We start from the raw sequence: 15,311 nt of genomic DNA, 5'->3' as shown, positions 1-15,311 counted from the left end.
GAAGCCCAGCCTACACCGCATTTGCTTGACAGTAAAGTAGACGGAACATACCATTCGATAACGCTTTGCGGCCACTCCCGGGCCGGTTTTGCGCTGGTTATCTCCGTTCGATTCAGCAACAAAGCCGGACGGCGATTCGCCCGTGCCTCGCATAGAATTGCACTCAGCCGTTGGGGTCCGGAATCTATGAAATTTCTGTCGCGCGTGGTCTGGTCTGAGGGCATGTACCTCGGCCCGCATCACTTTCAAACCCAAAGCCGCTACTTCGAGGACTCCGTCGGCTTTCTCGTCTCCAGTCTCTGGCACGAGCCCTGGGGCCTGCTCCACGCCGAGTTCGATCCCGAGGCCATCCGCAATGGCAGCGTCGTTCTGCTCCACGCCTCCGGCGTCTTCCCCGACAGCCTCGCCTTCGAGTGCCCCGCCTCCGACCCGGCGCCGCCCACGCGCAACATCGTCGATGTCTTCCCCTCCACCGACGCCGCGCTTATGCTCTACCTCGCCGTGCCCAGCCGCAAAGACAACGGCCTCGACTGCACGCTTCCCGGCAGCTTCGGCAACACACGCTATCAGGTCATGCAGCGCCCGCTGCGCGACGAGACCAACGGCATGGACGAACGCGATGTCGATCTCGGCCAGAAAAACCTCCAGCTTCTCACCGAAATTGAACTAACACGCGACACTATCTCCATCCCTATCGCCCGCGTCCTGCGCGACGGCCACGGCTCCTTCGTCTACGACGCCGACTTCATCCCTGCCTGCCTGCGCATCAACGCCAGCGAGACGTTGATGCTCATGGCCAAGCGCCTGCTCGAAACCATCCACGAAAAAAGCACGACCATTGCACGAGGTGCGCGCCGCTCCGGCAAATTCGAGGCAGGCACCTCGGCGCTCGACGTCGCCAACTACTGGTTTCTCCACGCGCTCCACAATGCCTCGCCGGCGCTGCGCCATCTCTACGCCACCAAACACGCGCACCCCGAAGAACTCTACGAAGCACTCTCGCGTCTGGCAGGCGCGCTCTGCACGTTTGCCGTAGACTCCGATCCTGCCTCACTCCCAAGCTACGACCACCGCGACCCAGGCCCGGTCTTCCGCGCACTCGATCAGCACATTCGCCGCCATCTCGAAATCGTCGTGCCCTCGAACGTCGTCACACTCAACTTCGCTGCGCCACAGGCGTATATCTCCGAAGCCGATGTCACCGACGACCGCTGCCTCCGCCGCTCACGCTGGGTCCTCGGCATCCGCTCCTCGCTCAGCGAAGCCGAACTCATCCGCAGCGTTCCTCGGCTCGTCAAAGTCTGCTCCGCCAAGTTCGTTCCGGAACTCGTCAAGCGCGCGCTGCCCGGTCTCACGCTCACGCATCTTCCCGTGCCGCCCTCGGCCATCCGTGCCGAAGCCGACATGCAATACTTCGTCATCGAAGTCACCGGTCCATGCTGGGAGCACATCCTGCAAACCCGCCGCGTCGGCGTCTACATCCCCGGCGACATCGCCAACCCCGAGTTCGATCTCAACGTCGTCGTGGAGGCCAGCTAATGTCTCATCCGATAGACCGCACCAACAGCCTTAGCTACGCCTTTCAGGAAGTCCTCACCGCCATCCTGCGTATCCGCTTCCAGCGCCAGCAGGTCACGGACGCCGAAAGCTTCCGCGCGCAGATTCGCCGCTCGCTGCAAGCCGCCATGCAGGAGTCGCGCTCCCTCGGCTACTCCAACGAGATCGTCCAGACAGCCGTCTACGCCACCGTCGCCTTCCTCGACGAGAGTGTCCTCAACCTGCAAAACCCTGTCTTCAGCGACTGGTCGCGCCGCCCCTTGCAGGAAGAACTCTTCGGCGGCCACACAGCAGGCGAGATGTTCTTCCGCAACTTCCGCGACCTGCTCGCGCGTGACAACAACACCGAGGCCGCCGACGCACTCGAACTCCACTGCCTCTGCCTCGAACTCGGTTATCGCGGACGTTTCGCCTTCGGCGACACCGGCGAACTGCACCAACTGCTTCGTCAGGCACGCGAAAAGATCGCCCGCGTCCGAGGCAACGCGCAGTTTCTCGCCAGCACTCCGCCGCCGGAGGTCCGGCAAGTTCCGCGCACCGATACCGTGGGTCGCGCTCTGATGCTCACCGCCGCAGGCCTCGCCCTCATCACCGTCATCGCCTTTGCTGGATTTGAAATCTCGCTTGGCTCCGGCGTATCGCAAATCCAAAACACCACCGTCAACACCCGTTAGGAGCGCCTTGCCGTGGCCTACGTCCTCTCCTCCCTTGTTCTGCTGATCGGCATCTTCCTCGCCTGGTTCGTCGGCGCGATGCTGCAACTGAACGGCGTCGGCCTGCTCCTCTCGCGCGTCGTCTTCGTGCTGATCGGCATCGTCGGTGCCGTTCTCATTCTCTGGATGCACTTTCGCAACCGCCGCACCGCCTCCGCCACGCCCGCAGGCCCCACCAACACCGGCGACCTCGACACGCTACTGCGCGACGCCTCGGCCAAACTCGCCTCCGCGCAGCGCACCGGCCCCAAGTCCTTCGACTCGCTCCCGCTCCTCTACGTCCTCGGCGACGACAACTCCGGCAAGACCACCACCATCCTGAAGTCCTCGCTCGACCCCGAACTGCTCGCCGGACAAATTTATCGCGATCAACAGATCGTCCCCACCACCGTCGCCAACTTCTTCTACTCGCAGCAATGCGCGCTCGTCGAAGCAGGCGCGTCCGTGCGTAACGACCCGCGCCTCTGGGCACGCATCATCCGCCGCACGCGCCCGCGCGCCTACCGCTCGCTCTTTGGCAAAGCCGCGCCCATTCGCGCGGCCGTCGTCTGTGTCAGCGCCGAAACCTTTCTCGGCACGACCGCTTCCGAGACCGTTCTTGCCTCCGCCCGCGCCACCAACCTACAGCTCCGCGACCTCTCGCAGCAGCTCGGCATCGAAGTCCCCGTCTACGTCATCCTCACCAAGCTCGACCGCGTTCCCAACTTCAACGAGTTCGTCCGCAATCTCTCCACCGAAGAAGCCACGCAGGTCTTCGGCATCTCACTCCCGCGCGCCGCCGTCAGCTCCGGCCTCTACGCCGATCAGGCAACAAAAGACATTGGCACCGCCGCAGACAAGCTCACCTTCTCGCTCGCAGAGTTTCGCCTCGACCTGCTCCCCCGCGAATCCGACCAGACCAAGCTCCCCGGCATCTACGAGTTCCCCCGCGAACTCCGCAAGCTCCGCAACAACATCACTGCCTACCTCGTCGAGCTCAGCCGCCCCAGCCACCTCAACACCAACCCCTACCTGCGCGGCTTCTACTTCACCGGCGTCCGCGCAGCCATGGTCGATCAGATCGTCTCTGCCCCCGCCGCCGCGCCGCAGGCCGCACAAGGCAACGCAGGCGCAACGCAGATCTTCTCGCTCAAACAGCAGCAGGCAGCCGCACCGCAGGCGATTCCGCAGGTCGTCTCGCAGAAAGTCGCGCAGTGGAGCTTCCTCCCGCGCATCTTCCCGCAGGTTATCCTCGGCGACAGAAGCGCCCTTGCCAACACCGGCAAGACCGGTCGCGCCAATCTCTTCCGCCGCATCCTCTACGGCACCGCAGCGGCGCTCATCTTCATCTACCTCATCCTGCTCAGCGTCTCCTACGGCAACAACTCCGCGCTCGAAAAGCAGATCACCGACGCCGCCAATGCCCTGCCCTACACCAGCGTCCCGCAAGGCCAACTCGCATCCGAACGAAGCCTCGCCTCGCTTGACCAGCTCCGTGCCACCATTGTCCAGCTTGAGGACTACCAGACCAACGGCGCGCCCCTGATGTACCGCTGGGGCATCTATCACGGCGACCAGCTTCTCGCTGGCGCCCGCGCCACCTACTTCGACCGCTTCCGCCGCCAACTTCTCACCAACACACAGTCGAACCTCGTCGCCTACCTGAGCGCCCTGCCCGCAACGCCCGCGCCAACCGCCGACTACGACGCCGCTTATGCCCCGCTCCGTGCCTACCTCATCACCACCAGCAATCCCGAAAAGAGCACGGTCGAATTCCTCCCTCCAGTACTCATGCAGTACTGGCAAGGCTCGCTCACACCAAGCAGCGACCAGCAGAAACAACTCGCCCGCCGCCAGTTCGACTTCTACGCCAACGAACTCCACATCGCTGCACCGTACAGCATCGCGCCCGTCATGCCCACCGTCACGCACGCGCGCGCCTACCTCTCCAACTTCGGCGGCTTCGAGCGTATCTACCAGAGCATGTTAACCGCTGCAGGCAAGACAAACCCGGCCATCGACTTCAACCGCACCTACCCCCACTCCGCCGAGACCGTCATCGACTCCCACATCGTTCCCGGAGCCTTCACCAAGCCCGGCTTCGCTTTCATGCAAGACGCCATCCGGCACCCCGACCGCTACTTCACCGGCGAAGCCTGGGTCCTCGGCGACCAGGCGCCACCCTCGCTCGACCGCGCTACCTTGACCCAACAGCTCACCACACGCTACACCTCGGACTTCCTCTCGCAGTGGCACGCCTTTCTCGAAGCAGCAAACGTAGTCCGCTATCGCAACCTCCAGGACGCATCCGCCAAACTCACCACGCTTGCCGGCAATAACTCCCCGCTGCTTGCCCTCATCTTTACCGTCTCGCAAAACACGGCCGTCGCCGATCCCCAAATCGCCAACACCTTCCAGCCCGCCCAGTCGCTCGTCCCGCCTGCCAGCGTCGATCGCTTCATCGCTCCCGGCAATCAGTCCTATGTCACCGGGCTTCTCGGCCTTCAGGGCAGCGTCGCCCAGGTCGCGCAGAACCCCGCCGGAGCCAACGACCCAGCCGCCGCCACACCTATCATCACGGCCGCCACCGCCGCCCACATGGCCGCCCGCCAGACAGCCCAAGCCTTCCGCATCGACCCCACCGGCCACACTGACGCCCGCGTCCTAGCCCTCATGGAAGACCCCATCACTTCCACCGAAGCCCTCGTCCGCGGCCTCGGCCCGGCACAAGCCAATGCGGGTGGAAAGTCTTTCTGTGCAGCATTTAACCAGACATTCTCAAAGTTCCCCTTCAATCCAGCCTCGTCAGTGCAGGCATCACCCGCCGAGGTCGCCGCGCTCCTCCAACCCGGTACCGGAAGCCTCTGGCAGTTCTACAACGCCAACCTCAAAACCCTGCTCATCCCCGCCGGAGCCGAGTACGTTCCCGCGCCCAACCCACCCATGCAAGTCACGCCCGCGTTCACGCGCTTCTTCAACCATGCCGTCTCGCTCTCCAACGCCTTCTTCCCCGCCGGAGCCACCGCGCCGACGCTCAACTTCACCCTCCGCGACATCCCCACCAAAGGCATTCAGGGCGCGAACCTCACCATCGACGGCCAGCAGCTCAACGTCTCCAGCGCGAGCAAGCAATTCACCTGGAACTCCCAGACAGCGCATCAGGCCCAACTCAACGCCAGCTACGCCGGGGCCAACAACCTGCCGCTGCTCCAGATGCAGGGCACCTGGGCCGTCTTCCAGCTCTTCGACAAAGCCCGCGTCCAGCGCACTCCCAGCGGAGCGACTCTCAATTTCCCGCTCGAGGTCTCCGGCACCCCAATCGTCGTGGAGGGCACCCCGCTCGTGGTCGAGTTCGATCTCTCTGGCCCCGGAGCCGACGCGCTCATCCCCGGCAATCTGGCGAACCTGCGCTGCGTCTCCCAGGTCGCCAAATAATCGTTTTACTTCTCGAAAAATTATGAATCCGAGAAAAGAGCAGGAAATCCAACGTAGCAAAGGCCATCCTGAATTGCGCAGAAGATAGGAGTCTGAATGCTTCGCGAACAGCAACCGGCGGTATCTCTTTTCGCCATCGGCATGATCGCCATCGGCACGCTCTCCGTTCTCTGCAAAGATTTCGCCTACTCGTGGCAGCCTGTCCCCGCGTTTCACCCCGGACGCGAGGCGCTCGCCGTCATCTGCGGACTCTTCATGATCGCCGCCAGCATCGCGTTGCTCTTCCGCGCGACGATTGCGCTCGCCGCACGTGCTTTCTTCGTATATCTCATCCTCTGGCAGTGTCTGAAGATTCCCGCGCTCATCGTCGCCCCAAAGATCGAAGGAGTCTGGCTGGGATTCGGTGAAACCGGAATGCTGCTCGCTGGCGGGTGGGTCATCTTCGCGCTCTACTCCAACCTCGAAAACGCGCCCGTCTTCCGGCATATCACCGGAGCGAGCGGCATTCGCTTTGCGCAAATTCTCTTCGGACTGTGTGTTCTTCCGGTTGGACTGTCCCACATCATGTACGTCCACATCACCGCCTCGCTCGTCCCATCGTGGCTGCCGTTTCGCACCGGCTTTGCTTACCTGACCGGCGCGGGACAGATAGCTTGCGGCCTCGGAATCCTCTTCCTTGTCTTGCCGCGTGCGGCAGCGTATATCGAGACAGTCATGCTGGCCCTCTTTGCATTCCTCGTCTGGGGCCCAGACACATGGATTGCCTCCGCTCCCAAAATGGCCGGCTCACCTCCAGGCCATCGCTTTCCTGTAACGGCGTTCCTGATCACGTGGGTTATCGGCGCAGCCTCCTTGCTGATTACCACCAACATCGCGCCCAAGAGTGGAGACCTCACTCGCCGTCAACGCAACGCCGAGGCAGGCGGGCGGGTAGCCAGCATCTGAGCCAGTCCGCGCGCTCCCGTACAATGGCCTCAACATGGTTCCAGTTCAGGCAGTTCTGTTCGACTATGGGATGGTACTCTCTGGTCCTCCCGATCCAGCCGCGTGGGCGCGCATTCGCACCATCACAAGGCTCGAAGAAGAGCCTCTACAGCGCGAGTACTGGGCGCATCGGCATGACTACGATCGCGGCACGCTGACAGGCGATGCCTTCTGGCGCAAGGCTGCGGCGGGAGCGGACATCGTCCTGACGCCCGAACAGGTAGCCGATCTGCTCGATGCCGACACCGACCTGTGGGGCCAGATCAACCGCCCTATGCTCGACTGGGCGCAGCGGCTGCAACGCGCAGGCGTGCGCACAGGCATCTTGTCGAATATCGGCGACGCGATGACCGACGGCCTGCTCCGAAAACACGCATGGCTGAACAGCTTCGACCATCGCACCTGGTCGTATGCGCTGAAGCTGGCCAAGCCGGAGCCGGCAATCTATCGCGCGGCAGCGGAAGGGCTTGCTACGCCAGCGGGCAACATCCTCTTCATCGACGACCGCCCCGAAAACGTCGCGGCAGCCGAAGCCGCCGGAATGCAAGCTCTCCAATATGAAGACCACCCCGGCTTCGAACGCACGATGCACGAGCGCGGGCTCGACGACTTGCTCCACATTGGCGACAAGGCAGCGGCCTCGCGCACGACCCTGAACAAGTAACGTTACCCATTCCCATATCTGCACACTGGACTGTACCGTTTTCGTGCATTCTTAGAGATAAGGCACCACCCATCCGGCACCACCATGGATATTGAGGACAGGCTGCAAGCAGCGTTGTAACCGCAGCCAGATGACCATGATGAATCGACGCGCACTCTGCACCCTTCTTGCCGGGCTACTTGCCGGATTCGGCCTGCTTCCATCGCTGTCAGCTCAAACGATCGGACCGCAGCAGCTCATCTTCGCCGGCCTGCGCACAGTTGCGCATCAGGGCCAGTTCAACGCTGTCCGGACCAACGCGAGCGGCAATCTATATCTGCTGCTCGACCAGAAGGACGGCGTGCGGCTGCTCGAAACCGACCCCACCGCCACCACGGTGCTTGCCCAGGCGCACATCGGCGCAAAGGGCGACATCGGCGTAGCCATGGCGCTCGACCCGGCAGGCAACGTCTACGTCACTGGCACAACAACCTCCGGCTCGCTCGCTGCTACAGGCGGTGTCGCCTTTCCCAGCGTCGCCGACACATCGACTAACTCCTTCATCGGCAAGTTCGATCAGAACTTGAATCCAATCTTCGTCACGTTCTGCGGCAGCGGACGCATGGACTCCACCAGCATCGCCGCAACCACCGACGCAGTCTTCATCACCGGCAGCCTGTTCACCAACACGCTGCCGGTCACGCCCGGCGGAATCATTCAGGCTCCTGCCGCGGGCAGCTTTCAGAATGGCTTCGTGGAAAAATTCAGCGCCGACGGCTCGACGCTCGAATACGCTACCTACCTGGGTGGCCAAAACGGTAACACCGCACCCGCAGCCATCGCGGCAGACTCTTCGGACAACGCCTACATTGCGGGCTACACCACCTCGTCCGGCTACCCAACCCTCGCTGCGCTGGTGCCGCGCATCCTCGGCGCAACCTCAGGCTTCCTGACCAAACTCAACTCGACGGGCAGCGGCATTGCATTTTCGACTTTTATTCCCGGCACGGGCGTTACATCGATTGCGCTCGATCCCACCACGGGCAATCTGCTGCTCTCAGGCTCAATCGCTCTCGGGCAGTTCCCTATTGCCAATGTCGATATGCCACTGGTTAATACGACCTATCAGGCGGTGGTGCGGATGCCGCTCGACGGCAGCAGCGTACTTGCCTCGACGCTCGTTGCCGCGGGAACACAATCCGTCGTCACATCTGCGCCCTCGGGAGCGGCATGGATCACTGGGCCGCTCGCTGGCCCGCTGCTTCCGCTCGCGCCGCTCTCGGCGATGGGCTCGAGCTACGCCGTTCGCGTCAACGGACAGAATGCAATCGACCAGATGATCCGCTTCGGCGGCCTGCCGGTAAGCAATCCAAACTACGCCAGTACGCCCGTCAACCTGAGATCGCTGGCTGTCGACGCAATGGGCCAGCCCATCTTTGCTGGAGGCGTTGCGGCCACGGCAAGCTCCAGCCTGCTGGCAACCGAGACCTGGGACCTCCCGCTCGTCAATAACCCAACGGCCGTGCTGCCCTCCAGCCTGCGCGACACCGCGCTTACATCCGGCCCCTGCAACGGCAGCGCCTGCGCGGGCTATGCCGCGTATCTTGCGAAGCTCGGTCTTACCGCAACACCAAGCCTGGCGCTTTCGACCGACGACTCGCCCAACCTCACGTTGCGCAATCTCGGCTCTGTCGAAGCAACCGGAATGCAGATCACAGCCACCGGATTTACTGAAGTCAATGATTGCGGCTTCGTGCTTGCTCCCGGAGCAATGTGCAGCATCGTCCTCAACGGCTCAGGTCCCGGCACGATTACCGTGCAAGCTGGCAATGCAGCCACGAAGACCGCGATGCTTCCAGCAACAACGAACCCGGCAAAGACCATCGTCTTCTCGCCGAAAGAGCTCGACTTCGGCATCCAGACACCCAGCGGCCCGGCGCTCACCCGCATCATCACGGTCACGAATCTGGGTTCGCAGCCTCAGACCTTCGCTTCGTCGCCTGCCACCGCTGGCCTCTTCACCCAACAGTCCACCGACTGCACGCTTGCCAGTCCCACAACCAGCACGCTTGAGCCCGGCGGCACATGCCACATCACCGTCGCCTTTGCGACACAGGCATCGACCGTCGAAGGCTTCGTCCAGACCAACTGGCCCATCGGCTCAGGCAGTGTATTGTTGACCGGTTATGCAGAGCCTGCGGCGCTCAGCCTCTCGGTCCCTGAGATCGACTTCGGCGCGCAGTTCCCCAGCGGCCCGCGCCTGCCGCGCTATCTCTATCTCTCGAACAACTCCGCCACAGCAATCTCGCACTCATCCGTTAGCCTCACAGCATCCTCGCCCTTCACGGTCACCGACAACTGTCCCACGCTGCTGGAGCCTCACACCGTCTGTCAGCTCGCGCTTGCCTATAACTCGCCCGTCGCGCCTTCGGCAGACTCCGTTACCCTAACACTCGACCAGGGCCTGACAGCGCTCGTCACCGGCGAAACGCTGGCACAGTCCACTGCCAGCGGCGCGAATCCGAATCCATATCTCACCGTGTCGCCCGCGGTCGTCAACTTTCCGAATGGCGTCGTCGTCACCGGCACCTCTGGCACGACCCAAACTGTCACCATCGGCAACACCGGCTCGTCCGCATTTGCACTCGCGCTCACGCTTTCCGGCGACTTCACCGACACGACCAACTGCGGCACGACACTCGCCGCCAACTCCACCTGCAACGTCGTTCTCACCTTCGCGCCCTCGCAGCCAGGCACGCGCCAGGGACTGCTCGCCGTCACCGCGGGCTCAGGAACCAGCCCGGCCTACGTGACGCTCTCGGGGACAGGCACACCCATCCTCGATGCACCAAATGGAACGCTCGACTTCGGCGATGTCATCGTCGGTCAGCCTGCCGTCCAGTGGCACAAGATCACGCAGCCATTCAGCTCGCTCACCGCGACGACCTCCGGCAGCGACTTTAAAGTGATTCTCGTCGAAGACGTCGGGTACGGCCACGGCCAGCCGCCCTCCTCCGCATTCACCTCGACCGCGACCGGAACGTGCGTCAACTGCTGGCTCGGGGTGCAATTCAAGCCTTCAACAGCAGGTGCGCAGACGGCATCGCTCACTCTTGCGTCAGGCGGCGCAGGCAGCCCGGAACCGCTCACCCTCACCGGCGCAGGACTTCCACTCACCGGCCTCATCCTGACGCCTATCAGCAGGGACTTCGGCCCAGTTCCCGTAGCCAGCACCAGCCCCACGGTGCTCTTCACTCTCACCAACCTGACAGCAACAAGCGTCACGCTCTCGCCTGCATCCACCAGCAGCGACTTCGCACTGAACAACGCAACGACCGGCGGCGCAAGCTGCGCAGGCACGCTCGCGCCAAATACTTCGTGCATTCTGCTGGTCAACTTCACACCCACAACCACCGGGCCGCGTACCGGCCTGCTCACCGTACCAACTTCAGCCAGCACGCTGACCGCACCACTCTCCGGCTTCGGCTCGCCCTCGACCGGCCTCTCGCTCAAGCCCACGGCACTGAACTTCACGAATGTCCCCAGCACAGCTTCCATAACACAGACCATCACTCTCACCAACACCGGCGCGTCGACGCTCCAGATCGGCGTTCCCACAAACGTCAACTCCGCCTTTGCGGCGGCCAGCAACTGCGCGGCACTGGCCCCCGCTGCATCATGCGCCATCACCGTCACGTTCACACCAACCACCACGTACCAGACGGACACGCTCGAAATCCCCGCCACCAGCACAGCCGCCGGAACAACGACTTACACCGTTCCACTCACCGCCACCTACACCACCGAAGATGCCGGCCTCCAGATCATCCCCAACCAGGCCAACTACGGCCCAACCGTAACCGGCTCGCTCGGCCTGACGCGCCAGTTCACCATCAACAACCTCACCGCGAAATCGCTGACGCTTAACGTCGCGCTTCCCCGTCAGTTCGTGCTCGACGGCCCACCGTGCGCGGGACTCGCGCCGAATGCCTCGTGCAACTTCAGCGTGACCTTCCTGCCGCTGACCAACGGCGACATCACCGGCACGCTCTTCGCACAGGCCACGCCCACAGACGGCTCCAGCACCCTCAACGGCCTCGGCTACGTTGAAGGCTACGGCGACGGCTTCGGCTCGCTCTACATCGCCGGCAACCTTATCCCCAACGGCGCGACTGGCAGCACGCTCAACTTCGGCCAGGTCGCCAGCGGCCAGACCGCAACACAAGTCCTGACGCTGATCAACGCCTCCTCCGCTCCACTCACCATCCGGCGCATCACCAGCGAGTGGCCGTTTCTGGCCTCCACTACCTGCGGCACAACGCTTGCAATCAACCAGAACTGCACCATCACGCTCACCTACTCGCCGCTCAACCAGCAGACCACCGGCTCGCCTGCGTCACCGGCAACCAACGATACCGGCTCGCTCGTCATCGAAAGCGACGCGGCCTCCAGTCCCGACTTCATCGATCTCGCCGGCAGCGCCGCGCCCATCTATGTAGCCGCGCCCTCGAACACCGCTCCACTCGCCGCCTACACCGTCTCGCAAAGTTCGCTGACCTTCGACACGACACAGACCGGCAGCGCCTCCGCCGCACAGACCATCACGCTCGCAAACATCGGCACCACCGCGCTGCACATCACCAACCTTCAAACGACGCCGGACTTCACCGTCCAGAGCGGTTGCACGGTCATCGTCCCAGGTGGCAGTTGCCTCATCTCCGTCGCATTCACGCCGCAATCCGCAGGCACCAAGATCAGCGCGCTTGAGATCACATCCGACGCGGCCAATGCGCTCGACTTCGTCAGCCTGCTCGGCGCCTCGACTCCGGCGACGCTCAGCTTCTCTCCCGCCTCGCTCGATTTCGGCTCCATCCTCGTCGGCAGTACGTCCACACTGCCCATCCAGATCACCAACATCGGCTCAACCGCCGCCACCTTCAACGGCATCAATACTCTCGGCGACTACACCTCAGCAGGCTCCTGCCCCGCCATCGGCCATGCGCTTGCGCCTGCCACCAGTTGCACGCTCGAAGTTTCCTTCACACCCAAACAGACCGGCCCGCGCAATGGCAACGTTAGCGTCGCCACCACGGCCACCGCGCTTCCACTCAACGCCGTGCTCACCGGCACAGGCATCCAGTCTGAACTACAGATAGCACCCGGCGCACTCAGCTTCGGCAGCATCGCCACCGGCTCTTCAGCCAACCTGACGCTGAGGCTCACCAACAACGGCACGGCCAACGTCTCCAATCTTGCGCTCGCCGTCACGGGCGATTACGCGGTCACCGTTCCCTGCCAACTCACTCTGCTTGCTCCCGACCAAAGCTGCACCGTCACTATCACGTTCACCCCTACGGCCACCGGCGCGCGCAACGGCTCGCTCACCGTCACCAGTTCGGACAGCTCATCGCCCGCAACCATTCCGCTCACCGGCACCGGCGTTCCCAACGGCAGCTTCACCCTTGCGGTCAACGGCGCGGACTCCTCCAGCGCAAGCGAACCCTACGGCGTCCCGGCTAGCTACGGGCTTACCATAACTCCGGTGAACGGCTTCAGCGGAACAGTCGTGCTCAACTGCGCGCCCATCGCACCCGGCGTCTACGCCACCTGCTCGCTCTCGCCGTCAAGCGTCAACATCGCAGGGGCCGCGCAGAATGCCACTGCCACCATCAATACCATCACCAAAGTCAACATGAACGCACCCAGCCAGAGCGCGCACATCGACCCCACCAGCCGCGCCTTCTTCTGCCTGTTTCCCGCTGCGCTGCTCTTCTTCTGGAAGTCGCGCAAAACACGCTCCACCCTGCGCCGCACCGCCTTTGTGTGGATAGTGCTCTTCAGCGCCACCACCATTCTTCTGCTCGGCTGCGGCAGCGGAGGCGACCCCAGCCTCCGCTACACTCCGCCGGGAACGTATCAGTATCGCGTCACGGCCAGCTCTACCAACGGCATCCAGATCTCTCAGTCTGTCACACTGAACATCACCATCACCGGCCGCTAAGCAAAGCATCCGTATCAATCAGCATCGGGCTCACCGCGAACTGCGCATCTCCCAAAGATGATTCACCGGCCCGCGGCCTTTACCTATCGGCACCGCAGCCCGCAACGCCCCGGCCACATAGTCCTTCGCAGCCTGAGGAGCATCCGCATCACCGCGCACCAGTCCGCAGAGTAGCGCGCTCGAAAGAGCGCACCCCGTTCCGTGCGTCGAGCGCGTCTCCACCCGCGCACCCGCCAGCCAGCGCATCCTGCCATCAGCCGTCAGCACAAAATCGTCCGGCGTCGGCAGGTGCCCTCCGGTTGCCAGGACGTTCAACCCGCTCGCATCGTGCTGCAACAGACGCGCGGCCTCGGGCACATCGTCGCGCTCGCGCACGCTTCGACCGGACAAAAGCACAAGCTCATCCAGGTTCGGTGTCACCCAATCGACCAGCCGAAGCAGCCGCTCACGGAGTAGACCAACCCCGTTCGGCTCCAGCAGGTCTTTACCCGAGCTGGATCGCAGCACCGGATCAAGCACCACCGGAATCCCAGCTCTCTCCTGGCGGACCTGAGTCAGAAATCCGGCGACCGCCGACACATTCTCCGCCGTCGCCAGCATCCCAATCTTGATTCCATCTACCGGAACATCGTCCCACAGGCAATCGAGCGTCGCGCGCACCGTTTCGGCCGCGACCGGATGCGTAGCCCTCACTCCCAGCGTGGATTGCACGGTAAGCCCCGTGATGCACGAAACTCCAAACAGCCCGTGCGCACGAAATACCATCAGATCCGCCGTGATTCCGGCCCCGGATGAGGGGTCAAAGCCCGCAATCGTCAGAATAGTCTTCATCGCTGCCATTGATTCAGAACGTCTTCACTGCCTTTCATATTCAGAACATCTTCACTGTCCTTCATTATGACCGGCGGAACCTACGCCCAGCCTACCCCTTACAGACAGCCTTGCTTTTCCGCGTTCCGCGCAGCCTCCGGCGCGGAATTTATTTTCCTTATGCATCTTGACTTTTGCGGGCTAAAGCTGCTAATACCTATGAATCGATGTAAAAGATAAGTATGTAATAATTCTTTTTGAGCACCTGTTGGTGCGTTTACCCAGTGTTTCAGGGTGGAACAACAATGGCACAACATCTTGCAGATTACTTGCACCCCGAAAAGGCTGCATTTTGTTTAGTTCATCACATCGGCTCTAAATCACATCGGCTCTAAATAGAGCGTATCGGCAATACCCGGCAGAAGCACATAGACCGGAACTCGAACAAAGGCACACCTCACGGAGGCAACATGAAACGAATCTACGTTTTAGTTCTCTTTCTATCAATCACAGGTCTTCTCTTCTCAAACCCGCTTCTGGTCGCGCAGTCCGGCTCCGGCCGCATCCAGGGCACGGTCCGGGACTCTAGCGGCGCAGTCGTACCCGGTGCAGTTGTGGCCATCGTCGCCACGGCCACCAACACGACCACCAACCTCGTCACCAACAGCGCAGGTATCTATTCCAGCCCTGCTCTTTCCATCGGCGACTATCAGGTCAAGGTCAACGCCAAAGGTTTCTCCCCATGGGAAGGTAAGCTCACCCTCCGCGTTGCGCAATCCGCCGTGGTCGATGTCACCCTGACCGTGGGCGGCGTCAACGAGCAGGTCACGGTCGCCGGCGATGTCACACCGCTGGTCAACACCGCCAACCAGACCATCGGCAACACGCTCGACCGCCAGCGCATCGAAGACCTTCCCGAAAACGGGCGCTCCGTCTCAAACCTCGTACAGCTCACTACGCCCGGCGTAGCCAATAACCAGCGCGTCAACGGCATGAACGCCTCAGCCTTTGAGTACGTCCAGGACGGCGCGGTGCTGGCCAACCAGGACTTCGGCGGCGCCACCAACAAGATGCCCGACCCGGACTCCGTTCAGGAAGTGAAGGTCGAAACCTCGAACTCCTCGGCAAAATACAACCGCCCGGCCACGGCCATCCTCACCACCAAGGCGGGCACCAACGCATTTCACGG

8 protein-coding genes are annotated in these 15,311 nt (G+C 62.6%); 7 read left to right on the top strand and 1 reads right to left on the bottom strand.

Annotated elements, in window-relative coordinates; translation table 11 throughout:
- The first annotated feature begins 186 nt into the window (after positions 1-186).
- The 6 genes from tssK to VFU66_RS11255 all read left to right on the top strand — a co-directional run bounded on the left by tssK (position 187) and on the right by VFU66_RS11255 (position 13,312).
- Positions 187-1,539: a type VI secretion system baseplate subunit TssK gene (gene tssK, locus VFU66_RS11280; protein WP_326446354.1), complete on the top strand. Its 1,353-nt coding sequence runs from the start codon at positions 187-189 to the stop codon at positions 1,537-1,539.
- Positions 1,539-2,231 carry a DotU family type IV/VI secretion system protein gene (locus VFU66_RS11275; protein WP_326446353.1) on the top strand — a complete coding sequence of 231 codons (693 nt, stop codon included), beginning with the start codon at positions 1,539-1,541 and terminating at the stop codon, positions 2,229-2,231. Before tssK ends, VFU66_RS11275 begins: the two co-directional genes overlap by 1 nt.
- 12 nt (positions 2,232-2,243) lie before the next feature.
- Positions 2,244-5,684 carry an ImcF-related family protein gene (locus tag VFU66_RS11270; protein ID WP_326446352.1) on the top strand — a complete coding sequence of 1,147 codons (3,441 nt, stop codon included), beginning with the start codon at positions 2,244-2,246 and terminating at the stop codon, positions 5,682-5,684.
- A 96-nt stretch (positions 5,685-5,780) separates the two neighbouring features.
- Positions 5,781-6,629, top strand: coding sequence for a DoxX family protein (locus VFU66_RS11265; protein WP_326446351.1), 849 nt, complete (start codon positions 5,781-5,783; stop codon positions 6,627-6,629).
- Between the two features lie 34 nt (positions 6,630-6,663).
- Positions 6,664-7,332: an HAD family hydrolase gene (locus VFU66_RS11260; protein WP_326446350.1), complete on the top strand. Its 669-nt coding sequence runs from the start codon at positions 6,664-6,666 to the stop codon at positions 7,330-7,332.
- Between the two features lie 139 nt (positions 7,333-7,471).
- Positions 7,472-13,312: a choice-of-anchor D domain-containing protein gene (locus VFU66_RS11255; RefSeq protein WP_326446349.1), complete on the top strand. Its 5,841-nt coding sequence runs from the start codon at positions 7,472-7,474 to the stop codon at positions 13,310-13,312.
- A 30-nt stretch (positions 13,313-13,342) separates the two neighbouring features.
- On the opposite strand, the gene thiD is transcribed toward VFU66_RS11255, so the two are convergent.
- Complete coding sequence (gene thiD, locus VFU66_RS11250) at positions 13,343-14,143, bottom strand: bifunctional hydroxymethylpyrimidine kinase/phosphomethylpyrimidine kinase (protein WP_326446348.1); 801 nt, start codon at positions 14,141-14,143, stop codon at positions 13,343-13,345.
- Between the two features lie 449 nt (positions 14,144-14,592).
- On the opposite strand from thiD, the gene VFU66_RS11245 reads away from it, so the two are divergent.
- The coding region (locus tag VFU66_RS11245; protein ID WP_326446347.1) for a carboxypeptidase-like regulatory domain-containing protein at positions 14,593-15,311 on the top strand (719 nt) is incomplete at its 3' end.

Origin of the sequence: Edaphobacter sp. (genome assembly GCF_035763405.1) — a bacterium.
In the GTDB taxonomy this organism is placed as follows: domain Bacteria; phylum Acidobacteriota; class Terriglobia; order Terriglobales; family Acidobacteriaceae; genus Edaphobacter.
Note: the sequence above shows the minus strand (reverse complement) of the source record. Positions and strands in the feature narration are given on the sequence as shown.